Source organism: Epilithonimonas tenax DSM 16811 (genome assembly GCF_000428485.1).
Classification (GTDB): Bacteria; Bacteroidota; Bacteroidia; order Flavobacteriales; family Weeksellaceae; genus Epilithonimonas; species Epilithonimonas tenax.
In genome coordinates, this window is sequence record NZ_AUAA01000006.1 from 51,353 (window position 1) to 76,180 (window position 24,828).

The window sequence follows — 24,828 nt, forward strand, 5'->3', positions numbered from 1 at the left end:
TAAGAATTATAAGCGGAATAAGAATTTTAAAACCAGAGCTAATCATGATTAACTCATGATTAATGATAGAAATTAAAAGTCAGACAACATTTAAATTCGTGTTAAAAACCCATTCATTCACCATTGGAAAAGGGATAATAATTAACTTTGCTAAAATTTCTGAAATGCCAAAAAAAAACAGAAAAAAAGAAGAATTCTATAACGTCATCACCCACGCGACAGGCGCAGGTCTTTCTGTGGTCGCCTTGGTTCTGATGACTTATGTGTCAATCCTCAGCAAGAGTAGCATTGCGATTGCTTCTTCTTTGGTTTTTGGCATCAGTCTCATCCTACTATACTCAGCATCCACAGTTTACCACGCCGTTTATAAGCTGAAATGGAAAAAGATCTGCCAAAGGATAGACCATCTCAGCATCTACCTTCTCATTGCCGGAACCTACACGCCCATTGCGCTGCTGGGACTGAAGGGTGCCTGGGGATGGACGATGTTCGGCATCATCTGGGGCATTGCCCTGATAGGCTTTATCTTCAAATTTTCGCCCCTCAGACAAAACGAAAAAATATCGCTTTCACTTTATGCCATTATGGGCTGGAGTGCCATCATTGCCATCAAACCAATGACCGAGAATCTTTCGTCAGGCGCTTTGACTTTTATTATTTTGGGCGGACTGTGCTACACTTTTGGGATCTATTTCTACGCCAAAGACAGAAAACCGTTTTACCACCCGATTTGGCATCTCTTCGTCTTGGGCGGCAGCATCATGCATTTTTGCGCCATTTTCTTCTTCATCCTTCCCTAAAATATGGGGGCAGCTTCTCCGTCTTCCACTCCCGCTTTTTTGCTCCACTTCGCTGCACAAAAAGAGCTCCGTTCAAGCCGGGCTGCAAGCAGTAGACGTTGAGTAACATAGATTTTATTATTAAAAATCAACACTTTAAGCTAAAATCAAAACCACCATCCGATGATATGAAACCACATCCCCGTGGTCAAAAACCCCAGAAGAATACTCACACCAATGGTCAGATTCACCAGCTTTGTATTCAAACGGAATTGTTCCGCAATAATACTCGCCGTAACCACAGTAGGCATCGCTGCTTCAAAAATGCTGATCTTCGCAATATCGCCCTTGATCCCAAAAACAAGTGCTAATATCAAAATCATCATGGGCGCAAGGATCAATTTGTAAAGCAAGGTTGTAGAGATCTGAGGCATCAGAGTCCGCCAGCCACTGAATTTCAGCTGCAGTCCAACCGAAAACAAAGCCAACGGCACCACTGTTGCCGCCAGTTTGTCAAACAACGGCGCTGCAAAATCCAGGTCTACAAATTCACACAAAATCAAAGCGCTGATACATCCCAAAAACGGGGGAAATGTGAACAGACGCTTAAGGATTAAGGTGGCACTCACTTTTCCGGATCGGCTTCCACCCTTCACTGCAGCCATTATACCCATTGTAGAAAGCATAAAAAACATCGTCTGATCGCAGATGATCGCAATACTCAGATACTGTTCTCCATAGAATGCAGCGATCAACGGGAATCCGATGAAAGAAGTATTGCTGTAGCCACTCGCCAGCTCCAAACTGCTTCTGGACCTTGCCGAATAGCTTTTTGACCGGCTGTAGATCCTCATGAAAATCCAGCTTCCAAAAGCGATGAGCACCATACTGAGAACCGGAAAAAGCATTTCCAGAGACCACTCTACTTTCGGCAGGTACTTGAAAGAGACAGCAGGCAAACCCAAATAGATGATCCAGGTATTGATGCCTTTATGCGCATCGGGATGAATGGACTTCGTCGATTTCAAAATCATGCCAGCGGCAATACATACGATGATCAGGACAAAATTTATCATGTCATAAAATTATAAATTCCAATTCGATTAAAAAATAAAAAAAAACCTTCCAAATGAATGAAAGGTTTTAAGAATGGTATTTTAATAAATATTATTTCTTGATGAATTTGTGAGAAGTAGATCCTGCTTCAGTATTAACTCTCAACACGTAAGTTCCATTTTTAAGATCCTTTACGTTTACTTTGTTGTCAGCAGATACCGTTACGTTTCTTACCAATTTACCGGAAAAATCATAGATATCAGCAGAGTTGATTTTAGAATTAACATTCACATTTAATATTTCTGTTGTTGGGTTTGGATAGATTGAAACAGATTTTTTAGCAACATCAGAAATCGCTAAAAGACTTGTAGCTTTTACCGTTACATCATCGATAGAAATAAAATCTTGATCTGTACAGTCAAAATGTCTAAAAGCAATATAAATTTGTGGCTGACCGATGAATGAAGTTAAATCTAAAGTATGATTTACAGGCGTTCCTGCATTTGTACCTTGACCTAAAGTTTCAGTAAGTTTAACCGGTGAAGCTAATAATGCAGCCTGATCTGGCGATGTAGAAACAAAAACGCTGTATTTTTCTAAATCCCACGCTGCCGCAGCAACTTGTGTAATCCAGCTAAGTGTTAAATTACCTTGTGCCTTAGAAATATCAATAGCTGGGGAAACCGCCCAGTTGTCAGGAGTTAATGGATCACTTTGCCAAGATCTGGAAATTAGCGAAACAGGTGTTACTGGGTTGCCTGCTGTATTATTAATTTGGAAAATATCGCCCCACATCAAACCGTCTTCGTCGTCGTCATACAATGTCCAAGTGGAAATATCCTCGTCATTGAAGTCTGCTTTCCAAACTTCAACCTGTGCGCTATAGTTGTTTAAAGCAAATGCTAAAACCCCTATAGAAAGTAATTTTTTGATCATTTTTTTCAAATTTATTTGTTAATCCTTCAAAAATAGTAAATGTTTTCCAAAATATATTTATAATCCAATTATTTTAACATTATTATTTTGGGTGATGAATCAATAAAAATCGAGTCGTAATGACCATTGCAGGAAATCGCTGTCCCCAAAGCTTGCGTTTTGATGATTTTTTTTATCAGTATTTTTTTTTTCGGGAAAGGTAACGGTCAGATTTTTATTGTTGGATAAGTTGTATTTTGAATTGGTTGAGCGCTTCAATAGATGGAACTCATCTTTCTCGAATATCACTTTTAGACAATCGCCACTATCAGTTGCAGTGCCAGCACATATATAATCCATTGTTTCGCACGCGATGATTCAACCATTTAGAAACCAGCACCATCGTTTTAAATCTTTTTCCTCCTTGATCACTAAAAAACTTTAATTCGCAGAGACAGATCGTTATGGTAGACAAAAGCACCATAGGCGCTGTCAGCAACATCCGTTGATTCGGAACAAATCAGTAGAAAATCTCGGGGACAGTAGTAAGATGCGCGTGAACCAATTTTTCCACAACATCAATTTTGTTTATTGAATTTTTTAAAAATTGCAATCACATCAAATCGATTTTAAAGCTGATTTAATTTCAGCATTATTATTTTTGGTTGTAAATTTGTGAAAATTAAAAATTAAATTTATGTCTAAAGCCATTTCTCAAGTGCCTTTTGCACAAAACGAACCCGTAAATTCTTATGTTCCTGGTTCTGACGAGGTAAAAAGCCTGATTGCCACCTATAAAAAAATGTGGAAAGAAAAAACCGAAATCCCTATGGTAATCGGTGGAAAAGATATTAAAACTGATAAAAAAATAAAACTGAGCTCTCCTCAGGATCATCAGCATGATTTCGGATTCTATTACGAGGGCGATATGTCTCACGTCGATGAGGCAATCGAAACTGCATTAGCCGCTAAAAGCAAATGGAACGCTTTGGGTTGGGAACACAGAGCTGCGATTTTCTTAAAAGCAGCTGATCTTTTGGCAGGACCATACAGAGATGTGATCAATGCTGCAACGATGATCGGGCAATCCAAAAATGTGCACCAGGCAGAGATAGACGCCGCGTGCGAGTTTATAGATTTCTTGCGTTTCAACGTAGAGTTTATGACAGATCTATATTCTGAGCAGCCCGTTTCTGATGCCGGAATCTGGAACCGTGTGGAGTACAGACCTTTGGAAGGTTTCTGTTTTGCAGTGACGCCGTTCAACTTTACTGCCATCGCCGGAAACCTGCCAGCTTGTATGGCGATGATGGGAAATGTGGTCGTTTGGAAACCATCTGACAAGCAGATCTACTCTGCGAAAGTAATTATGGATGTTTTGAAAGAAGCGGGACTTCCGGACGGCGTTATTAATATGATCTTTACAGACGGAAAAGAAACAGCTGAGAAGGTGTTGGCTCATCCAGAATTTGCAGGACTGCATTTCACAGGTTCTACAAAAGTTTTCCAGGGTATGTGGAAAATGATCGGTGACAATATTCACAACTACAAATCTTACCCGAGAATCGTAGGGGAAACTGGCGGAAAAGACTTTGTGATGGTTCACCCTTCTGCAAATATCGAAGCGGTTGCAACTGGTTTGGTAAGAGGTTCTTTTGAGTATCAAGGTCAAAAATGTTCTGCAGCTTCCAGAGCATACGTTCCAAAATCGCTTTGGAATCAGGTAAAAGCAGTGATGGAAGCGCAAATGAAAACCATCAAAGTAGGTTCTCCGGAAGACCCTTCAAATTTTGTGAATGCGGTTATCGACAAGAATTCTTTCGAAAAATGCAAGGGCTATATCGACAGAGCCGAAGCGGCCAATGATGCAACAGTGGTTATCGGTGGAAAATATGATGATAAAAAAGGCTGGTTTGTACATCCTACCGTCATAGAAACCATCAATCCTTATTACGAAAGTATTATAGAAGAAATCTTTGGACCTATTCTTACCGTTTTTGTGTATGAAGACGAAAACTGGGCAGACACTTTGAAACTGGTGGACACTTCTACGCAGTATTCTTTGACTGGATCTATCTTTTCACAGGACAGATACGCGATAGACGAGGCTTACAAAGCTTTGGAAAATGCTTCCGGAAATTTCTATATCAATGACAAACCTACAGGTGCCGTTGTTGGTCAGCAGCCATTCGGAGGATCCAGAGCTTCCGGAACCAATGACAAAGCAGGATCTAAGATGAACCTGACGCGTTGGGTTTCTGTAAGAAGTATCAAGGAAACTTTTGTATCTCCAAAAGATTATAAATATCCATATTTGGGATAATTTTCAAATAAAAGAAGTCAAATTGTCATTCCGCAGGGATCTAAACGCTAATTTCATCATTGGCAGGATTCTTTCAGAATGGCAATTTGTATTTTATAACAATCGCTAAAAAAATTAATTACCAGATGAAAAAAGCATTAATTATAGTGGACGTTCAGAATGATTTCTGCGAAGGTGGCGCTTTGGCAGTGCCCAATGCAGATGATATCATCCCATACATCAATGGTCTTATGGCAGAAAATCAATACGATGAAATCGTTCTAACCCAAGACTGGCATCCCGCGCAACATAAAAGTTTCGCTTCTACAAACGGAAAAAACGTTGGCGAAACGATTAATCTGAATGGCATTTCGCAGTTTATGTGGCCGGACCATTGTGTGCAGGGAACTTTCGGGGCAGAGTTTCATCCGGATTTGAATCGTGACCAAGTAACGCACGTCATCCAGAAAGGAAAAAACGTGGAGATCGACAGCTACAGCGGCTTCCAAGACAACAACCATTTTATGAAAACCGGCTTGGAAGATTATCTGAAATACCACGACATCCAATTGGTAGAGATTGTGGGTCTGGCTTTGGATTATTGCGTGAAGTTTACTGCTATTGATGCCTTCAATGCGGGATTTATCACTTGTCTGCACTTCAATGGGACAAAAGCAGTGAATGTAAAACCAGACAGTGCAAAGAACACGATTTATGATTTGGTTGAAAAAGGAATTACGATTTTAGCTTAGGAACCAACTGTTACAACATCTTCGACTCCGCTCAGAGCGACCATTTTTAAAACCGTCACACTGAGCGGAGCCGAAGTGTTTTCACACCATCCTTGAACTCGAGATCTTCTCATTTTTCAAGGCTTGAATTTCCTTTTGACTCTCGTCTTATGTCTGGAATAATGTGTCTGGTTGCTATTTTTATCAATCGACACCACGCTGATATTGCCATCTACTTCCAGTATCGCCAGCTTCACTTCCGCAACTGTTTCGATGCCGTGCTCGTGGACAGATTCTTCTAATTCGTCTTCCGAGATCTGAACTTTCTTCAAAACATCCTGGAAAATTTTTCCGTCTTTGACCAAAATATAAGGACGGTCTTCTATCAATTCTTTGACAAAGTTGCTTTTGAAGATGAATTTCTTCACGATAAAATTGGCGACAAACAGAACCAAAGCCGCTACAATCCCGCCAAGCAAAGTATTATTGGGTCCAACCATCGCATTCTGCACCGCATTACTGATTAATAATAGCAGGATCACATCGCCGGCATTGAGTTGTGACAATTGATTTTTCCCGAAAACACGCACAGCTATGACCATAAAAAAGTACACGGCAAGCGAGCGGAGAACGATGTCAAGAATTGGATTCAAAATCTAAATAATTTATCAAATAAAGATAGAAAATAAGTTCAGTAAGAATTCACAGGAAACATTATTATCTTTGAATTAGAAATCAGTATTATAATTATGATCAAGAAATTATTAATAGCAGTCAGCTTTTTAACCGTATCAATGATGTTTGCACAGAAAAACAATGACCAACAAGCTGTTACCAATGCTTCAGAAAAATTGAGACTCGCAATGATCAGCGGCGACAAAATAGTTTTAGAATCTCTAATTCTCCCCGAACTCACTTACGGACATTCCAGCGGTCATATTGATGATGCAAAAGAATTTGTAGAAAAACTCGTGAGCAAAAAATCTAATTTCCTGACTATCGAAAACACAAACCAATCAATCCAAATTGTTGATAAAACAGCGATCGTCCGCAATCATTTGTACGGAAAAACGGCAGACCTTGGAAAAGAACCAGGCGAAGTGAATCTAGATATTTTATACGTTTGGTCTAGGACTAAAAATGGCTGGAAATTATTGGCAAGGCAGGCTGTGAAGGCGGAGAAGAAGTAAATAATGTGTTTTTTTTAAGTAGTTTATTATGACCAATATAAATCGCTATCTATTTTCAATTAATAATAAAGAAGAATCAGACATAAAATCTACTGAAGTAATTCATAATAAAAACTCAAGAAAGAATAAACTCAAATTATCAAAGACCGATTATGAAGAAACTAAAATAGAGTGGACACTATTCAAGTATATTAAAAAATTAGAATATGATAGTAATGGTTGTGAATTTCTTCCAGAGTCTCCTTCACAACAATTAAATAATGGAATATCTGCAGCATCAATTTTAGAAATCATTAATTCGGATTTAATTTTTGAGTATTTACCTCAAAGGAATGATATGTTGAATATTTCTATGGAATATCTATATGCCACAATTAACAATAAGTCAAGACCTTACATTGGCAATTATCTTTCTTTTATATACAAAGATGAATGGCTAATAAACAAAGGTTTTGAACATATCGATAACATTTATGAAATTATTAGTGAAGGTATTATTGAAGTTACATAATATTTAAAATTTATAATCACAAAAAATCCGCCTCACAGCGGATTTTTCTATTTCGATTTTCTTCTTTTCAATTCTTTATCAATCAGTCCCAATTCTCTTCCGGTTTGTCCGGCAACTGAGGTATTTTCCTGCGCTCTTCTTGTCAGATACGGAACCACATCTTTCACAGGGCCGTAAGGCAGATATTTAGCCACATTGTAATGTTTGTCGGCCAAATAATAAGTAATGTTATCACTCATACCGTAAAGCTGTCCAAAATAGATGTGGGGATTGTTGTGCTCCAGATTGTTGGCTTGCATTTTATCCATCACCAATTCGGAGGATTTCTCGTTGTGTGTTCCGAAGAAGGCTGAAACTTTATCTAGATTCGCCATCACAAAATCAATTCCTGCATTGTAATTATCGTCGGAAGCCTGTTTGTTGGGCTGGATTGGGTCAGGATAATTCTGTTCCTCAGCACGTTTTCTTTCCTTCTCCATATACGCGCCACGAACTATCTTATAACCAATGAAATAGCCTTTTTCTTTAGCTCTTTCCAGATGTGCGTTCATATATTCCAAACGGCCGGTTCTGTACATTTGGATGGTGTTCCAAACGATGGGTTTTTCCTGGTTGTACTTTTCCATCATCTCCTCACAAAGTTGGTCGGCCGCGTCTTGCATCCAGGATTCTTCGGCGTCTACCATGACTTTTTTGTTGTTCTCGAAACAGAGTTTGCAGACTTCGTCGAAACGCGTCACTACTCTGTTCCACTCTTCTTTTTGGCTGGTTGTGAGTTCTTTGCCTTTTCCGACTTCTTCATAAATATCAATTCTCCCAAAAGCCGTCGGTTTGAAAACGATGAACGGAATCGCCGGATTCCCCACAGAAAATCTGATGATATCTTTGATTTCCTTGCAAACCGCATCAAAAACTTCCTCTTCTTCTTTTCCTTCAATCGAGTAATCGAAAATGCTTCCAACGCCACGTTTGAACATCTGTTTTACGACAGACATACTTTCCTCACGGGTTTCGCCACCACAAAACTGTTCGAACAAGGTTTGCTTCACGATGCCGTCCACAAACGGAAAATTGTTCTTAACGGTAAAATTAAGCATTGAAACGCCAATATTCGTCAATGCAGGCTGTTCGATGGCCTTGAACATCCAGTACGCTTTTCTCAGCTGAGCATCCGTTTTATCGGCAAATGCGAGCTTTGTATCATTGAAAATACTCATCCTTAGAATTTGTCCCAAAAGTAATTATTATTTCGTTTTCGCCATTAATTTTCACACAAAATTTTATCAGTAATTCAAAATTAACTGAGCAGAAAATCAATATCTCAACATAATCCCAAATTCATCATAAGAGCGATAATTTATTGATCAAATGATTGGTAATTATTAAAAAGAAAACCCTTCCGAAGTTTGAACTTGAAAGGGTTTTTATTTATTTTAAGAGGTTAATTTTATTAGGGCAGCTATTTCCGCCTTCCGCTCCCAATCTTTTTTGCAGATGATTTCCTATTCATTAGAAATTGATTACACGCAAAAAAGGATTTCCGCTCAAGTCGGGCTGCATATTCAATGTAAATCAACTTGATATCAATGCAAGAAATGTCTCATTCCTGTGAACAACATTGGGATGTGATGCTCATTCGCCGCTTCGATGGAATCACTGTCTCTCATACTTCCACCTGGCTGAATGATCGCCTTGATGCCTTCCTGAGCGCAGAAATCTACCACATCTCGGAATGGGAAAAACGCATCGGAAGCCAGCACCAACTCGCCATCGAATTTCTCTTTGGCTCTTTCTATCGCCTGTTGCGTTGCCCAGATCCTGTTCACTTGTCCTCCACCGATTCCGATGGCTTGAACACCATTTGAAACCACAATCGCGTTGGATTTCACATATTTTACCACTCTTTGAGAGAACAGCAATGCTTTTTTCTGTTCTTCTGTTGGAGGCGTTTCTGTTACCAACTTAATATCTTCTGAGAACTGGCCGTCGGCACTTTGAACCAACATTCCGCCATCGATTTTCACCCAAGCTTGTTTGTCGGTTACTGCATTTTTAATTTTGATGATTCTAAGGTTTTTCTTTTTTCTAAGGATTTCCAGAGCATCTTCGTCAAAGTCTGTTGCCATCACGATTTCAAGGAAAGTTTTGTTCAATTCCTCAGCCGTTGCCGCATCTACTTGATAGTTCATTCCGATGATGCCGCCGAAGATGGAAACCGGGTCGCATTCGAATGTTTTGGTGTAAGTTTCCAAAGCGGAAGTTCCAACCGCAACACCACAAGGCGTAGAATGTTTGACAGCACAACAAGCCAATTCATCTTTGAACTCATTCACCACCTTCCAACACAGATCCATATCTCTCAAATTATTGAAAGACAATTCCTTACCTCCCAAAATTTCAAAATCTTTCATCGCGCCATTTTCGAATGTCGAAGTGTAATACGCGGCTGACTGATGCGGATTTTCGCCGTAACGTAAGTCGGAAACCTTTTTGTAAGAAGCATTCAGGTATGTTGGATACTCTTCATCCAACAGCATTCTGGAAATTGCGGCGTCATAAGCAGAAGTCAGATTGAATACTTTTCCAGCCAATTTCTTTCTGGTTTCAATCGTCGAATCGCCGTTTTCTGACATTTCATTTTTGATGATCTCGTAATCATTCACATCCGTCAAAACCACAACCGAATTGAAATTCTTAGCGGCAGAACGCAACATAGAAGGTCCGCCAATGTCTATGAATTCTACTTTTTCGTCAAGAGAAATTTCTTTATTGACATTCTCGAAAAACGGATAAAGATTCACGATGACCATATCAATCAGACCAATTTCGTATTCGGCTACGGTTTTCATATGTTCCTCGTTGGAACGTACGGCCAACAATCCGCCGTGAACTTTCGGGTGTAGGGTTTTCACTCTGCCGTCCAACATTTCGGGAAAATCTGTGACTTTATCGATTTGAATTGGACTCAAACCGGCGTCTTTCAAATGTTTGAATGTACCGCCAGTGGAAATCAATTCATAGTTCTGTTCTTCCAGAAATCTTGCGAAATCTACCAAACCGCTTTTATCAGATACGCTGATAAGTGCTCTCTTTTTACTCATTTTTCTTTCAAATTTTACTTTTTACAGTTTTATTCAAACTGTGATTTACCGGTTCTTTCACCTCCGGATTTCTATTAATTGGTCGCTCCGACGGAGCTATTAGATTTCAAGTTTTCCATTAAAGTTAATTTTAATTAAAATTCATAAAGATTTTCATTAAAATACTTTACAATTTAAAATATGATTTTTACTTTAACTCAATTTTTCACTTATTCAAAACCATATCGATTGCTTTTGGAAAAATATCGTACTCGACAAGATGGACTTTTTCAGCTACTTTTTCGGCGGTGTCATTGTCATCAATCTCAAATTTTCCTTGCAGAATAACTTTGCCTTCGTCGATTCCCGAAGTTACATAATGAACCGTTGCGCCACTTTCTTTTTCTCCTGCTTCAATGACTGCAATGTGCACGTGATGTCCCCACATTCCTTTTCCACCAAACTTCGGTAACAGCGCTGGATGGATGTTGATCATTTTGCCTTGCCATTTATTGCAGAATTCCGGTTTCAAAATCGATAAAAAACCTGCCAGAACAATCAAATCTGTATTCTCGGGAATGGCCTGTTCAAGATTCTCGGCAAAGTCTTTTCCACGTTTAATTAATTGATTCGGGATTTGATGTTTCTGCGCTCTCTCCAGTCCGTAACATTCTCTGTCTGCAATGACTTGGATGATTCTTGCATTTCGGATTTGTCCGTTGTCAATGCAATCGATAATCCGTTGAAGATTGGTTCCTGAACCAGAAATTAAAATGGTGATGTTTTTCATTTATAAATGTAACAATGTATCAGTTTAACAATTGAATCAATTGGTAAACTGGTCCATTATTAAATTGTTAGATTGATAATTTTATTTTCTCACTTCCTTCTGTGATTTCTCCTACCTCGTAGGCATCTTCCAAAAGGTCCAGTATTTTTTCGCTGTGCTCGGCGTCTGTCACCAACACCATTCCAACGCCCATATTGAAGGTTCCGAACATCTCTTCTCTTGCGATATTGCCACGTTTTTCCAACTCCTGCATTACGGTTGGAATTTTAATTTTCGAAGCATCGATTGTTGCACAAAGTCCTTCCGGAATGATCCTCGGAACATTCTCATACAATCCGCCACCTGTGATGTGCGCAATGCCACAAACAGGTACTTCTTCCAACACCTTGTGAATATCTTGATAATACAATCTGGTAGGTACCAAAAGTGTTTCGTACAAAGGTTTTCCTTCAAATTGCTCTTCAAAATCAGGGAATATTTTTCTCACCAATGAAAATCCATTGGAATGAAATCCCGAACTTGGGATGACAATGATTTTATTTCCTTTCCTGATCTTGGAACCATCAATGATCTGGTCTTTTTCTACAATACCAACACAGAATCCAGCAACATCATAATCACCTGGCTGATACATTCCCGGCATCTCTGCTGTTTCGCCGCCAATCAATGCGCAGTTGTTGTCTTTACAGGCTTTTACCATCCCTAGGACGATTTCTGCTGCGATCTCAGAATCGAGTTTTCCGCAAGCCAGATAGTCCAGGAAAAACAAGGGTTTTGCACCGTGGCAAAGGATATCGTTCGCACACATAGCGAAACAGTCTACGCCGATAGAGCTATATTGCTTGGTATCAAGAGCGATCTTCAGCTTGGTTCCCACGCCATCCGTACCGGAAACCAAAACCGGATTTCTGTACCCTGCTATTTCATAGAAAGCACCAAAGCTTCCCAGATTATTCAGAACATTTTTGTTATGGGTTTCTGCAACAGCAGATTTTATCTTATCTACTGTTTTGTAACCTTCTTCTTTATCTACGCCGGCTGATTTGTAAGTATTGCTCATTTTTAGATTTTTGTTGTCGGATCGAAACCCAACATTATAAATAGATCACCACGTTGTGGTTTTTTGGATTTTCAATATCATTCATAAGATGCTACGCTGTGCGCCTAACAGATCATTATGAGGTGGTTCAAATGATTTTTTGATTCTTCTACTCTTTCAGGTTTTTAAGGCCTGAAAGAATATCAGAATTTACTAGATTTATTTCAAACTTACTTTTCAAATTTTTAAAATAAAAAGGCCGACAATCTTATAGATCGTCGGCCGTTATTTTAGTTCACAAGTTCAGAGGTGATGGTGTAATTCTTTTCGCAAGAATTAGGATATTTCTCAAAATGAACTTGTTGATTTATCACTTTCATTATTTGATAGCAAAGTTACGCATTCTTAACATAACATACCAAAACCTTATCCAAAAAAGTTTTTAACAATAGACAGTTTTTCTTCGAATTCTGCCTTTTTCTCCTCATTTACAATGCCTTTTTCAGGATCGAAAGTTTCTTTGAATTTTGGTAAAATGAAACTCTGTAAAACATTAGCGCCACTAAAAGGTGCTCTTGCCTCAAAAGCCGCCACTACATTTTTCCCACCGCCAGGTCCTGGTGCTGTTGCCAACAAGAGAACCGGTTTTTCGCCAAAATGCTTGCGATCTTTGATTCTGGAGATCCAGTCAAATACGTTTTTAAATGCGGCTGTGTAAGTGCTATTGTACTCAGCCAGAGAGATAATTAGCAAATCTGATGCATCAATAGCCTCAGCAAACCTAAGGGCCAACGTCGGAATACCATCGTGCTTTTCTCTGTCTACGCTGAAGATCGGCATTTCGTAGTCGTTCAGGTCTAGAACTTCTGTTTGCGCCCCTTCGAATTGTGTTGCAGCATACTCTGCTAAGGTTTTATTAATTGATTCTCTGGAGTTGCTTGCCCCAAAAGCTACTATTTTCATTAATTTTAAATTTAAGTTGCAAATGTATTGACTTTAAAATTGATTACAATTGACATATGATATTAATCAACTCACTCTAAGAGCTTCTTTAAATTACATTAAAATGATTTCCCAGACCTTAAAGGGCGTAATTTTGACCAAATTTTGAAGGCATCTTTCCAACCTTTAGGATTGGGGAAAAGAAAAATATCTTAGAAATTTTATCTTTTAATTATGCAGACTCAAATAAAACCTCTTACCAACGAACCGTTTTTAAGAGCTGTCTAATAATAAAAAAATAACAATCAAACCAGATGATTGCCATTAGATACAATTGGTCTTAAAATTGATATTGAAAAATCAAACACCTTCCATTATTGATTAACAATTATAAATCTGCACCGCTATGATCTTCGACAAAAACTTTCTGAAACCGAACAACGAGATGACCTATCACGTTTATCAAGAAGAATCTGAAAATGCAGACTTCATAAATCCTTACAACGACAATCCTTACATGCTAAGTTCCCTTCAAAAAATCAAGAACAGGACGCGTTGTCAAAAGAAAAAAGCGATCATTAACGCTTGCCTTGATGCTTATAGCAATGATTTGGTTGAGAATCCTGAGATTAATATCTTTAAAAATCCGGATCAAATCTCCCCATCATCTTCTTTTGCGGCCTACGCAAAATCTTCTTATCAAAAAGTGCTGAAAGATTTGGAAAACATTCAAAAGCTGATTGATAAACTAGATGTTAACGAACCTGATACGATTAGAATTATATCTTAATCATATTATTTCACAACATATATAATTTAAAGACCTACAATTTACAGGTCTTTTTTTTGTGATTGTAAATGAATGCAATATGAATAGATCACAGTCCGAAAACATCTGTTAAATTTGTAAAGAGGTGATTTTATTAATAAAAACTATATTTTCTCACAATGAGATAATAAAGATTTTATTATATTTGTCAGCAACCACTAAATATATTTTATGTTAAAGAAAATTGTGTTTCTTAGTCTTATAACAATCACTTATACGGCTTCTAACGCCCAAACCAAAACTATTCCCGTTTACCTGGATGATTCTAAACCTGTGGAACAAAGGGTAAAAGATGCCCTTTCCAGAATGACTTTGGAAGAAAAAGTAGCCATGCTTCACGCCCAGTCCAAATTTAGTTCTGCTGGTGTTCCAAGACTGGGAATTCCGGAATTCTGGACCACAGATGGTCCTCATGGCGTGCGTGCGGAGGTGAAATGGGACGAGTGGGACCAAGCTGGCTGGACCAATGACTCCATCATTGCCTACCCTGCGCTGACGGCTTTGTCTGCTACCTGGAATAAGAAAATGTCCTGGAATTACGGTAAAGCTTTGGGAGAAGAAGCGAGATACAGAAAAAAAGATATTCTTTTGGGTCCAGGTGTCAATATCTACAGAACACCACTGAACGGGAGAAACTTCGAGTACATGGGAGAAGATCCTTTCCTGACATCCAAAATGGTCGTGCCATACATCCAAGGCGTACAGTCTAATGGCGTCGCAACTTCAGTCAAACATTATGCCCTCAACAATCAGGAGATGTTCCGCCACACGAGTAACGTAACTGTAGATGACAGAACATTGTATGAGATCTATCTACCACCGTTCAAAGCAGCTGTGACAGAAGGCGACTCGTGGACTATTATGGGCGCCTATGATATGTACAAAGGCCAATACGCCAGTCAAAACCAATATCTCTTAAATGATATTTTGAAAGGCGAATGGAATTACAAAGGTGTTGTAGTCTCCGATTGGGGCGCAGTGAACAATACAGAACAGGCGATCAAAAACGGTCTCGATCTGGAATTTGGAAGCTGGACAAATGGATTGTCTGCCGGAACCAAAAATGCCTACGACAATTATTATCTGGCTCAGCCTTATCTTGACCTCATCAAATCAGGAAAAGTAGGCACCAAAGAACTGGATGACAAAGTCACAAGACTTCTGAATCTGGCTTACAAAACCACGATGAACAAAAATAAACCGCTCGGAAACGTTGGTTCTGAAGACCATAAAGCGGTTGCAAAACAAGTTGGAGAAGAAGGCATTGTTCTGTTGAAAAATCAAAACAATGTATTGCCTATCGACCTTAACAAAGTTAAAACCATTGCTGTCATTGGTGAAAACGCGATCAAGATGATGACTGTTGGCGGTGGATCTTCGTCGCTGAAAGCCAAATACGAAACGCTGCCATTGGATGGTATCAAATCCCGTTTTGGGAAACAAGCAGAAGTGACTTACGCAAGAGGTTACGTAGGTGATCCCGGCGGCGAGTACAATGGTGTAAAATCCGGACAAGACCTGAAAGATAACCGGTCTGCAGATGTCATTTTGAATGAAGCGATAGAACTTGCAAAAAAATCAGACTTCGTGATCTTTGTGGGCGGACTGAACAAAGCAGACCATCAAGATGCAGAAGGTGTAGACAGAGAAGGCTACGGATTGCCTTACAATCAGGACAGAGTGATCACAGCCTTGTCAAAAGCGAATCAAAATCTGGCTGTTGTTTTGGTTTCTGGGAATGCAGTGGCAATGCCTTGGATCAATGATGTACCGGCCATTGTAGAATCTTGGTATTTGGGTTCTGAGGCAGGTCATTCGCTAGCTGCGATTTTGGCCGGCGATGCCAATCCGTCAGGGAAATTACCGTTCTCCTTTCCAGTGAAGCTCGAAGATAACGCAGCGCACAAATTGGGCGAATATCCTGGAAACAAAGAAGAGTTGGCTGCCGGAAAAGGCAAAGACCAGAAAAACCCAATCAATATTACTTATAACGAAGGCATCTTCGTGGGTTACCGTTGGCACGACACCAAAAAGATCAAACCACTTTTCAGTTTCGGTCACGGGTTGAGTTATACGACGTTTGACTTTGGGAAAGCGAAAGCGGACAAAAACACCATGAGCCAAGAGGACCAGATCACCTTTACTTTTACAGTAAAAAACACAGGTAAAAAAGCAGGCGCTGAAGTGGCTCAGCTTTACATCTCTGATTTGAAATCGTCTGTTCCAAGACCAAGCAAAGAACTGAAAGGTTTCGAAAAAGTGTTTCTGAATCCAGGCGAAGAAAAACAAGTGAGCATTACGGTGGACAAAGCAGCTTTAAGCTTCTTCGATGCTGATAAGCACGCCTGGGTGGCCGAGCCAGGAGACTTCGAAGCGCTGATTGGAAATTCTTCTGATAATATTAAAACTAAAGTGAAGTTTACTCTGAAGTAAGTCATTCTTAAATCAATCATAACAAAAGCCTGAGAGATTCTCGGGCTTTTGTTGTTTTTACATTACATCTTTTGCCAGTACTGATAGTCGCCAGCGGAGCATTATTAACGGTCATAGAAGTGGTGCTTATCCTGATAGCATATAGCTAGTCGCTTAGATGTTTACAGTCGCTTGAATCTTAAGATCAAACCGTGTTTTGATGCACAATCCGCAGCCCGACCTGAGTGGAGCTCATTTTTTGCGGATGCTAAAATTTCTATGAAAATGAAATCGTCTGGCAAAAAATAGCGGGAACGGAGGGCGGATAAAGCTGCCCAAATGATCAACCTCAAGCTGAAGCCTTAATTCCTCAATCAACAAAAAAAACCCGAAAGATAATTCTCTCGGGTTTTACTATTCAGCTTACTATGGCTATCAATTACTCCACAATAATTTTTGAAGACTGGTTTTTGATTGTCACCACGTAAATACCCCTGGGCAATTTACGAAGGCTTACTTTACCATTGTTCTCGATTTTATCGATGGCTTGCACCAACTGACCGTTGAGGCTGTAGATCTTCACGGTGTCGTTCTTATCGATGCCGCTGATGTAGAACTCGTGGTTCTTCACAGGGTTTGGATAGATAGTGATCTTTTGACTTGCAGCAGCGGTCTCATCTGTCGCCAGTCCTGAGAAACAAGTCCAGGAAAGGTTGTCAAAAGACACACGGTTGCTGGTGGTGTCATCCACCAATTCTATTACGATATTGCCTGCAACATTGATGTTATTAACAGTGATAGTAGCAGCCGTTTTGGAGTAAGGAATTTGACCTTTCACCACGCCGTTTACTTTCAAGGTGTAATTTCCGTTCGAGTCTGCAAAAGGCAAATAGGTTTTCACAGTCAGCGATCCGATGCCCCCAGAAATGGTTGAAGATTTCAAAGAACCTTTTCTGATGCAGACAGCTCTGTTACTGGCACCGTCTATATTGATCTGGCTATCTGTTCTTGCAGACGTTGCAGTCCAAACGATGCCTTTGTTAGACCATTCTCTGTCTAAGTAAGAAGAGTTGGTTGCAGGTATATTTTCGAAATCTTCTGTGCCGCAGGTGGTCTCTGGCTCACCGGGATTTCCCGGCCCTGGTGTTCTTACCACGATAGTACTGCTATTTTCAGATTTATTGCCTGCAGCATCTTTTGCTACCACGTAGAAACTGTACTCCGTCCCTTGCGTAAGTCCTGTCACCGTTCCGCTGTTTGCGGAAACAGATATTTTCAGGACATTGTCTACAAAGATATCATAAGCAGTCACGCCGACATTTTCATTGGACGCAGTCCAGGCCAAAGATACAGTGGTTAAAGTAGCACCGGTAGAAACTAGATTAATTGGTGCAGATGGTGCTTCGGTATCGCCTGCAGTCCCGCCGTTGAAGGTGTCTGGCCAAGTGTTCTGTGCAGCTGGGCCACCCCAGATCACCGTTGCCAGATAGGCATTATCGATGAATGGGTTTCTGTTTTTCTGGATACCGGCCACTACATTATTTCTCTGTCTCTCGAAGTCTGAAACGGGATCTTCTACATTCCATTTTAACAAGATATCCGGGAAGTCAGACGCGTAAGTGGCTGGATTCATGGTGATGTTCAAAGGAAGACATCTGGTGTTGTATCTCACGTACATATACATCAGGATTCTGGCTACATCGCCTTTCCACTCGTCACCTGGGTACCATCCACCGCGGCTTGTTTTATAGGCTGTTGCTCCTGTACCGTCATCAAAAAGAAGACTTCCTCTGGTACTGTTGAGTGTGTTGTCTGCCGGACGCAGGTGGTGACCATCGGAACCAGGACCTGACTCGCCCAAGTTAGGCGTTCCTTTGGATTTTGCATACACATGTTCGCGGTTCCACTGTGCGCTGTAGGGACGGCTTCTCTGGTGTGTCCCAGAACTTTGAGAGCCATAGATCAACAGCAGATTGGATGGATTTTCCGGGTCTGCGTCACTGGTTTTGAATAGCGATGCCAAGCCTGCAGAATAGCTGATGGTCTGCGTTTGCGTTGTGGTAATCAATGTCGCAAGATCTGCTTTCAGTTCGTTTTTGGTTTTGGTAAAGTTGACGCCCGAATAATAAGACGGTGCCGACTGTGCAAAACCTACAAAAGAAATAAGACCTGCTAAAAATGAAAATTTCAATTTCAATTTCATAAGATATATTTAATTAATTTTAATCGTTGTTGCAGCATGATCATTGAAGTAGATCTCCAATGCGTGGTCCTGCATAGCAATGGGGACCGGCGCCTCAAACTCAAGAAAGACCAGATGATCAAAGCGGTATAAGGTTGCTTTCATATCAATATCCGTCATGGAAGAATGGATGCTGACCTCCATACCCAATTCTGGGGTATCATGATGGAAGCCCGGGTGCGAGAACTTCATTTGATGCTCAGAAAAAGACAACACCGTGGTCCAAAGTCCCGGATGTTTCTCACCTTCTCCTACGAAGAGCTGATTGGTCACCGCATTGATTCCGATGACGTACAGTGGTGCATTCTTCCCACCCACACTAATGCCTTTCCTCTGACCAAGCTTGAAAAGTGCTGTTCCTGAATGTTCGCCTACCAGAAAACCATCAAAGAGATCGTAATTTCTTCTGGCAGCCTTGCTTACCAGCTCATCTCTTTTAGAATGAAAGACTGGCTCTTTCTGATTATAAATTGAAGATATGGCGGAAATTTCAATGATTTGACCTTGTTTACACACAGATAATAGATTATTTGTTACGCCCGATGAAGCTAAAGTCAATTATTTTTAACTAATAGATAACGGGGCGCTAAAGTAACTAAATTAAATTAAATACAGTGTGCCTGGCATCAAGTTTTACAAATCCGTAACAAAGCCAGTAAATCTCATTTTGCATTGGTTTTTTTAAACCGTAATCTTATCATGTCGAGTAGCGAAGCGTACCGAGAACCCTGCTGATGACCTTGAGCCTGCAAACCCACCAACAAAAAAGACCCAGACAAAAGTCTAGGTCTTATGATGATTGAATGAAAGACGCTTAAAGGTTCTGATCCTCGTGTTTTCCTTCATTGATCTCCTCTACCATCTTGGCATTGAAGGCTGGCAGATCTTCTGGCGTTCGGCTGGTCACGAGACCATTGTCTACCACCACTTCACTGTCTTCCCAGATCGCTCCTGCATTTTTAAGATCGATACTTATAGAATCTACAGAGGTCATTTTTCTGCCTTTTACCGCTTCTGCGTTGATCAGGATCTGAGGGCCGTGGCAGATAGCGGCCACTGGTTTATGCTGCGTGAAGAAATCCTGCACAAAAGAAAGGGCCTTATCATTGGTTCGCAACTGATCCGGATTGATCACACCACCCGGAAGCACCAAGGCATCATAAGCTGACGCCGACACCTCATCCAGGGTTTTATCTACGTCATATTCTTTTCCCCAGTCCTTTTCTGCCCAAGCTTTTATGGTTCCAGAATTGGGGCTGATGATGTGCGTCGTCCAGCCTTGTTGTTCCAAATATGCTTTTGGAGAGCTCAATTCACTTTCTTCAAATCCGTGGGTCGCCAAGATGGCAATGTTCTTAGATGTCATATTTTTATTTTTTGGTTGGTATGATAAGCTGTAAGAAAATATCATGCCGAGTAGTGGTTTCGGAATTATAAAAATTTGTTAAAGCGGGAACGTGGGATGATTGATCAATGATATGTTGGTTCCACAGTCCTAAAGGGAACAAGATTTCTAAGTAAATGGGTTATCAGTTGTAAAGTTGAGAATGTTTAAATTTGCACGCATTAAAAAAAAACAAAACAATGACGGTAAATGATTTGGTTGGTATTTATTCAGTTCAAGGAAGCAATCAGGATGAGATAAGTGATAGTTCTTACCAAGGAACTCTCACACTTTCACTCGACGAAAACAACAGAATCATTGCGCAATGGCTCATCGGCGACCACGAACAAAACGGGACTGGTTTTTTTAAAGATCAAATTCTGGTTATCAATTTCAATTATCTAGGCGAAGATAAAGAAATCTACAAAGGAACTGCTGTCTACCGCTGTCTCTCCAAAGATATTCTGGATGGCTTCTGGTCCGAGAAACACGGCAATCCGCTGTATCTGGGAAGTGAATATGGTGTGCGGATTGGTTTGCCTGCTTATTTAAACTGACCGATTCATTGGTTTTTCAGGTGCGATTCGCTCTTTATTGTCATTATCTTTTCTCATTAAGAGTTTGTTTGAAAAATGCTGAGACCATCTCGTTTTAGGCGTTTTTTATTATATTTTTATCTAATCCTGAAATAACAAAAATTGGGTTTCCGTCCATCGTTTACCATCTACTAGATTATTTTTCTGCCTATATAACCATCATTTTAAAATCTTATAGATATGGCAAAAATTTATTCAGATTCTCATTAAGATATGCTTACTTTGAGTGCAGTGCACAATGGTCGTCTGGTGCTTTTTCATTTTTATTTTTTTCTATTATTTCCTTTATGTATTTGTATTCTACGCATAGAAATTTTCTGTTTCTGTGTAGATTTTGCCATTGCAGATTTTTGAACAGGCTCGTGTTCGCGTTCATTTTTTTTTAGAAATTCATTTTCTCTAGACATATCTAGATTTTCGTATTCTATTTTATCCAGCAAGAGATTTAAAGAATAGCGGTCAATGTCGTGACCAGATGTATTAAGGTCTACAGGATAATTTTTTCCCTGATTATTCCAACCCTTTAGTTTGATTAACATTCGAGGGCTGTCTGGATTATAGCCGGCCTGAAATAAGACGTGAGAGAGCTTTTTAGGTTCTGAAAATTTATTTTTTCTGAAATTTTTATAAAGACGTGATAGAATAAAGTCGCCAGGCTCACGATATTCTACATTCTTTTCCCCCGATTTCATATGGTACAGGTAAACCGTTTTAATGGTTAGGAAAAGATAATCATCTTTGGTAAGACCCAAGTTACTGATGGTTTTCTCTAATTCTAAATTTTTAATCATAACTCTTTTTTTTTGATGGTAGTAATTGCTAAATTAAAACAATAATTGTCGCAACTTCCGTATTTTATTTTCCTATTTATTATTACCTTTTGACTTCTGCTGTAGATTTATTCCTATTTCTCTTAAAATTCTACGCATGCTCTAGCACATTTTTATACACCTCATCCTACGTAATCGGTGGATAGCCAAACTCGTGGAGTTTCACAATATATAGCCAAAAAACAACAGCTCCGGATGACCGGCATCCGTAAAAAAAAGAGCTTTACCATTATCACCTTCCCGTAATGCTCACTCAAACAGCCTACAAACCCGACATTTAAAGATTTTTACAAATTTTCAATCCCTATTATAAAAATTTATCACTAAAAATACAATTTGTTATTAAAATATTGATTCATTGTAATTCACAAATAATCAGGCCTCGATCATCAGGCCGTCTGCATTGCCATTCACATAAGTTGGGATGCGCAATTGCCTAGTTAAAATGACGCTCTACGACGCTATGCTGTATAACAAAACAGAAGCACCATGGCCTCTGTCATAAGCTTATTTTTTCGGAAATTGAGAATCTCTTTTTCTATCTGCATAACGGAAATAAGAACCAAATCATATCCAGCTTTTTCAAAACTGCTGATGCTTTTAAAAATATGACAATGGCCTGCCAAAATAGGAACAAAAGCTATAAATTTAGTGATTCAAAATTTCTTCCAATTTGCATCTGTAGATGAGCACGATAGAAATGCGGTTTCACAGAGCTTCATGAAAAAAATTAAAACTAATGAAAATCCTGATCATAGAGGACGAAATAGAACTGGCAAAAAGCATTGCGGCATATCTTTCGGAAGAAAACTACCTTTGCGAATATGCTGCGACTTTTGCACAAGCCATTCATAAAATAGAGCAATACCACTATGACTGCATCCTGCTGGATATCATGTTGCCAGACGGGAACGGCCTGAGCATCCTAGAACTGCTGAAGGCGCAGAACAAACAAGACGGCGTGATCATCATCTCTGCCAAAAATGCCTTGGATGATAAGGTAAAAGGACTACAACTGGGCGCAGATGATTACCTGACCAAGCCATTCCATCTGTCTGAACTAATGGCACGGATCTTCTCGGTCATCCGCCGGAAGCAGTTCAACAACGCCAATATGATCACACAGAATGAGCTGCAAATCAACCTTCTTGCAAAATCTGTCTCTATTAATAATGAGCTTATCGCATTGACGAAAAAAGAATTTGATCTCCTGATCTATTTCATCGGGAACAAAAACAAAGTGATCTCCAAAAGCACTCTGGCAGAGCATCTTTCCGGCGACTTCGCTGATATGCTGGACAACCACGATTTTGTGTATGCCCACGTGAAAAACCTGAAAAAGAAGCTGTATGATGCAGGCTGCGCCCATTATGTGAAAACTGTGTACGGAACGGGATATAAGTGGATTTCTGATTAATGATAAGCTATGAAATATGAATGAGAAAATGAATACTTTAAAAGATAAGCGCTTTAACTTTGACATTAGAATTGCAAAGCTTTATACACATCTTATAAACTTTAAAAAAATTTGTACTGAGTAAATTGACCAAAGAATGGAACTGCCCTAGAAGCACTTATTGGAGAAGTTCAAAATGTTGAAAAAAAAAGATTTTAGATATAAACCTGCACAAAGAATGTGACGAATCCATCAATTGGCTGGCAGTTTTATTTCAAACAGAATAGTGATCAGCTTTAGAATTTGACCCTATTAATTTTGATGCTTCAGAAATATTAAAAATAACGCGTCGTGCGTTTATCACAACTAAGAACAGTATTAAAAAGTCATCAATTATAAATCATCATTCGTTTGCAACCTCTTTTAACCAAAACCACGAAGCCTTTTATCATTTATGTCCTCATTATTCTGGTCATCAGTATTCCTGTTTATTATCTTGTTGTGGATGCGATCTGGAAACATGAGCTGGATGAGCATCATGAGATTGTGGCAAAAAAAACGGCACAACAGCTCAACGGCTTGCATCTAACGAACGGACAACTGACAGAAACGATCACATTGTGGAACCGAATACAGCCTACCACAAACATCCAAAGTGTAAAACCCAATGATGATCTCAAAGACCACGTCTACATTCTGGAAAAGCACCACGCTTTCCTTAATTTTGAAGCCATAGACCGCTTCAGAGTTCTGTCCAAGGTTATCTACCTCAATGGTAAACCCTTCCGCTTCCGTGCAGAAACCAATATTGAAGAAACCCAGGAAACCATCTTCTTCATCACCGTAACGGCAGTCATTCTCTTTATCCTGATCGTTACAGGCTTGCTCTATCTGAACAGCAGACTATCCCGCTCTGTCTGGGAACCTTTCAGAATGACGCTTCATCAGCTCCAAACTTTCCATCTCAACCAGCAAACTCACATTGAGTTTGACAGGACGAACATCAAGGAATTCGAGGAGCTGCATCAATCCTTAAGCAAATTAATAGACAAGAACATCTCTGTTTACAAAACGCAAAAAGAGTTTACAGAAAATGCCTCTCACGAGTTGCAAACCCCGCTTGCTATTCTGAAAAACAAACTGGACATCCTTCTGCAAAGCGAAGATCTGACGGAGAACCAATACCAGATTGTCGAAGAAATGAACAAGGCCCTGTCCCGAAGTTCCAGGATTAACAAGAATCTGTTGCTACTGGCAAAGATCGACAACAGCCAGTTTGACAATACGGAATCCATCCAGTTTGATGTATTGCTGCAACAGTGCATCGAGCAGTTGGAAGAACATTTTGTGCAGAAAAACATGGCTGTTAGACTTGACATTACAAAAGGCATCACAGTGCAAGGAAACAGCAGCCTGATGGAAGTTCTGGTGAACAATCTAATCCTGAATGCCATACGACATACACCCTTTGAAGGTTTTATCGCCATAAAACTGACAGATTCTGTTTTTGAAATATCTAATTCTGGAACACAGCCACTGGATCAGGATTTGCTTTTTAAAAGATTTTCTAAATTGTCCAAAGATCATCGCGGGAGTGGTTTGGGGCTAGCAATCATCAGGGAGATCTGTCTGCTTCAGCAATGGAACATCCATTATCATTTTCAAAATGGTCATCATTTTTTCACCATTGGCCCATAAAATTACATCTGAAATTCAAGTATTCTAAAAATTCAAATTTTATTCTAAATTTAAGTGTTAATTTACCGGTCAAACACTGCACAGTTATGAACGCTAAGGCACTAAT

The 24,828-nt window shown here is 39.7% G+C and carries 22 protein-coding genes; 10 read left to right on the plus strand and 12 right to left on the minus strand.

The annotated features are described in order from the left end of the window. Window positions 1–164: 164 nt before the first annotated feature. Window positions 165–800: a PAQR family membrane homeostasis protein TrhA gene (trhA, locus tag F564_RS0104335; RefSeq protein WP_028121537.1), complete on the plus strand. Its 636-nt coding sequence runs from the start codon at window positions 165–167 to the stop codon at window positions 798–800. A gap of 146 nt (window positions 801–946) precedes the next feature. On the opposite strand, the gene F564_RS0104345 is transcribed toward trhA, so the two are convergent. Together F564_RS0104345 and F564_RS0104350 are read right to left on the minus strand one after the other, a co-directional pair. Next, on the minus strand, window positions 947–1,855 hold the full coding sequence (locus tag F564_RS0104345) for an AEC family transporter (protein ID WP_028121538.1): 909 nt from the start codon (window positions 1,853–1,855) through the stop codon (window positions 947–949). Between the two features lie 91 nt (window positions 1,856–1,946). Next, window positions 1,947–2,771 (minus strand): T9SS-dependent choice-of-anchor J family protein, encoded by an 825-nt coding sequence (locus F564_RS0104350; RefSeq protein WP_028121539.1) that lies wholly within the window; start codon window positions 2,769–2,771, stop codon window positions 1,947–1,949. A 676-nt stretch (window positions 2,772–3,447) separates the two neighbouring features. Here F564_RS0104350 and pruA point away from each other — a divergent pair. Next, the gene (pruA, locus tag F564_RS0104365) at window positions 3,448–5,073 is read left to right on the plus strand and encodes an L-glutamate gamma-semialdehyde dehydrogenase (RefSeq protein WP_028121540.1); all 1,626 of its coding nucleotides are present in this window, start codon (window positions 3,448–3,450) and stop codon (window positions 5,071–5,073) included. 125 nt (window positions 5,074–5,198) lie between these two features. Beyond that, window positions 5,199–5,804, plus strand: coding sequence for a bifunctional nicotinamidase/pyrazinamidase (pncA, locus tag F564_RS0104370; RefSeq protein ID WP_028121541.1), 606 nt, complete (start codon window positions 5,199–5,201; stop codon window positions 5,802–5,804). A 116-nt stretch (window positions 5,805–5,920) separates the two neighbouring features. On the opposite strand, the gene F564_RS0104375 is transcribed toward pncA, so the two are convergent. Next, window positions 5,921–6,436 carry a DUF421 domain-containing protein gene (locus F564_RS0104375; protein ID WP_028121542.1) on the minus strand — a complete coding sequence of 172 codons (516 nt, stop codon included), beginning with the start codon at window positions 6,434–6,436 and terminating at the stop codon, window positions 5,921–5,923. 96 nt (window positions 6,437–6,532) lie between these two features. Between F564_RS0104375 and F564_RS0104380 the strand changes: the two genes are divergently transcribed. Both F564_RS0104380 and F564_RS0104385 read left to right on the plus strand, forming a co-directional pair. Next, window positions 6,533–6,973, plus strand: a complete 441-nt coding sequence (locus tag F564_RS0104380; RefSeq protein WP_028121543.1) for a nuclear transport factor 2 family protein — start codon at window positions 6,533–6,535, stop codon at window positions 6,971–6,973. 28 nt (window positions 6,974–7,001) lie between these two features. Next, entirely contained in the window at window positions 7,002–7,484 is a 483-nt protein-coding gene (locus tag F564_RS0104385; protein WP_028121544.1) for a hypothetical protein, read from the plus strand. 47 nt (window positions 7,485–7,531) lie between these two features. Here the strand turns inward: F564_RS0104385 and F564_RS0104390 are convergent, their stop codons facing one another. The 5 genes from F564_RS0104390 to F564_RS0104410 all read right to left on the minus strand — a co-directional run bounded on the left by F564_RS0104390 (window position 7,532) and on the right by F564_RS0104410 (window position 13,356). Then, a complete protein-coding gene (locus F564_RS0104390) occupies window positions 7,532–8,701 on the minus strand; it encodes a proline dehydrogenase family protein (protein WP_028121545.1) in 1,170 nt (389 codons plus the stop codon). 366 nt (window positions 8,702–9,067) lie between these two features. Beyond that, on the minus strand, window positions 9,068–10,585 hold the full coding sequence (gene purH / locus F564_RS0104395) for a bifunctional phosphoribosylaminoimidazolecarboxamide formyltransferase/IMP cyclohydrolase (RefSeq protein ID WP_028121546.1): 1,518 nt from the start codon (window positions 10,583–10,585) through the stop codon (window positions 9,068–9,070). 205 nt (window positions 10,586–10,790) lie between these two features. Continuing rightward, entirely contained in the window at window positions 10,791–11,354 is a 564-nt protein-coding gene (gene purN / locus F564_RS0104400; RefSeq protein ID WP_028121547.1) for a phosphoribosylglycinamide formyltransferase, read from the minus strand. Between the two features lie 67 nt (window positions 11,355–11,421). After that, window positions 11,422–12,414, minus strand: coding sequence for a phosphoribosylformylglycinamidine cyclo-ligase (purM, locus tag F564_RS0104405; RefSeq protein WP_028121548.1), 993 nt, complete (start codon window positions 12,412–12,414; stop codon window positions 11,422–11,424). Window positions 12,415–12,819: 405 nt separating this feature from the next. Beyond that, window positions 12,820–13,356, minus strand: coding sequence for an NADPH-dependent FMN reductase (locus F564_RS0104410; protein ID WP_028121549.1), 537 nt, complete (start codon window positions 13,354–13,356; stop codon window positions 12,820–12,822). 385 nt (window positions 13,357–13,741) lie between these two features. Between F564_RS0104410 and F564_RS0104415 the strand changes: the two genes are divergently transcribed. Together F564_RS0104415 and F564_RS0104420 are read left to right on the plus strand one after the other, a co-directional pair. Further along, window positions 13,742–14,125 (plus strand): hypothetical protein, encoded by a 384-nt coding sequence (locus tag F564_RS0104415; RefSeq protein WP_028121550.1) that lies wholly within the window; start codon window positions 13,742–13,744, stop codon window positions 14,123–14,125. A gap of 210 nt (window positions 14,126–14,335) precedes the next feature. Then, window positions 14,336–16,597, plus strand: coding sequence for a glycoside hydrolase family 3 C-terminal domain-containing protein (locus F564_RS0104420; RefSeq protein ID WP_028121551.1), 2,262 nt, complete (start codon window positions 14,336–14,338; stop codon window positions 16,595–16,597). Between the two features lie 418 nt (window positions 16,598–17,015). Here the strand turns inward: F564_RS0104420 and F564_RS0104425 are convergent, their stop codons facing one another. The 3 genes from F564_RS0104425 to F564_RS0104435 all read right to left on the minus strand — a co-directional run bounded on the left by F564_RS0104425 (window position 17,016) and on the right by F564_RS0104435 (window position 20,184). Then, on the minus strand, window positions 17,016–18,779 hold the full coding sequence (locus F564_RS0104425) for an endonuclease (RefSeq protein WP_034980726.1): 1,764 nt from the start codon (window positions 18,777–18,779) through the stop codon (window positions 17,016–17,018). 9 nt (window positions 18,780–18,788) lie between these two features. Further along, on the minus strand, window positions 18,789–19,334 hold the full coding sequence (locus F564_RS0104430) for a tRNA methyl transferase PRC-barrel domain-containing protein (RefSeq protein ID WP_028121553.1): 546 nt from the start codon (window positions 19,332–19,334) through the stop codon (window positions 18,789–18,791). 298 nt (window positions 19,335–19,632) lie between these two features. Beyond that, the gene (locus tag F564_RS0104435) at window positions 19,633–20,184 is read right to left on the minus strand and encodes a type 1 glutamine amidotransferase domain-containing protein (RefSeq protein ID WP_028121554.1); all 552 of its coding nucleotides are present in this window, start codon (window positions 20,182–20,184) and stop codon (window positions 19,633–19,635) included. Between the two features lie 218 nt (window positions 20,185–20,402). Between F564_RS0104435 and F564_RS0104440 the strand changes: the two genes are divergently transcribed. After that, window positions 20,403–20,759: a hypothetical protein gene (locus F564_RS0104440; RefSeq protein WP_028121555.1), complete on the plus strand. Its 357-nt coding sequence runs from the start codon at window positions 20,403–20,405 to the stop codon at window positions 20,757–20,759. Between the two features lie 302 nt (window positions 20,760–21,061). On the opposite strand, the gene F564_RS0104445 is transcribed toward F564_RS0104440, so the two are convergent. Then, window positions 21,062–21,589 carry a hypothetical protein gene (locus F564_RS0104445; protein ID WP_028121556.1) on the minus strand — a complete coding sequence of 176 codons (528 nt, stop codon included), beginning with the start codon at window positions 21,587–21,589 and terminating at the stop codon, window positions 21,062–21,064. Window positions 21,590–22,367: 778 nt separating this feature from the next. On the opposite strand from F564_RS0104445, the gene F564_RS0104455 reads away from it, so the two are divergent. Beyond that, window positions 22,368–23,045, plus strand: a complete 678-nt coding sequence (locus tag F564_RS0104455) for a response regulator transcription factor (protein WP_028121557.1) — start codon at window positions 22,368–22,370, stop codon at window positions 23,043–23,045. A 390-nt stretch (window positions 23,046–23,435) separates the two neighbouring features. Next, window positions 23,436–24,722 (plus strand): sensor histidine kinase, encoded by a 1,287-nt coding sequence (locus F564_RS0104460; RefSeq protein ID WP_028121558.1) that lies wholly within the window; start codon window positions 23,436–23,438, stop codon window positions 24,720–24,722. Window positions 24,723–24,828: the final 106 nt, after the last annotated feature.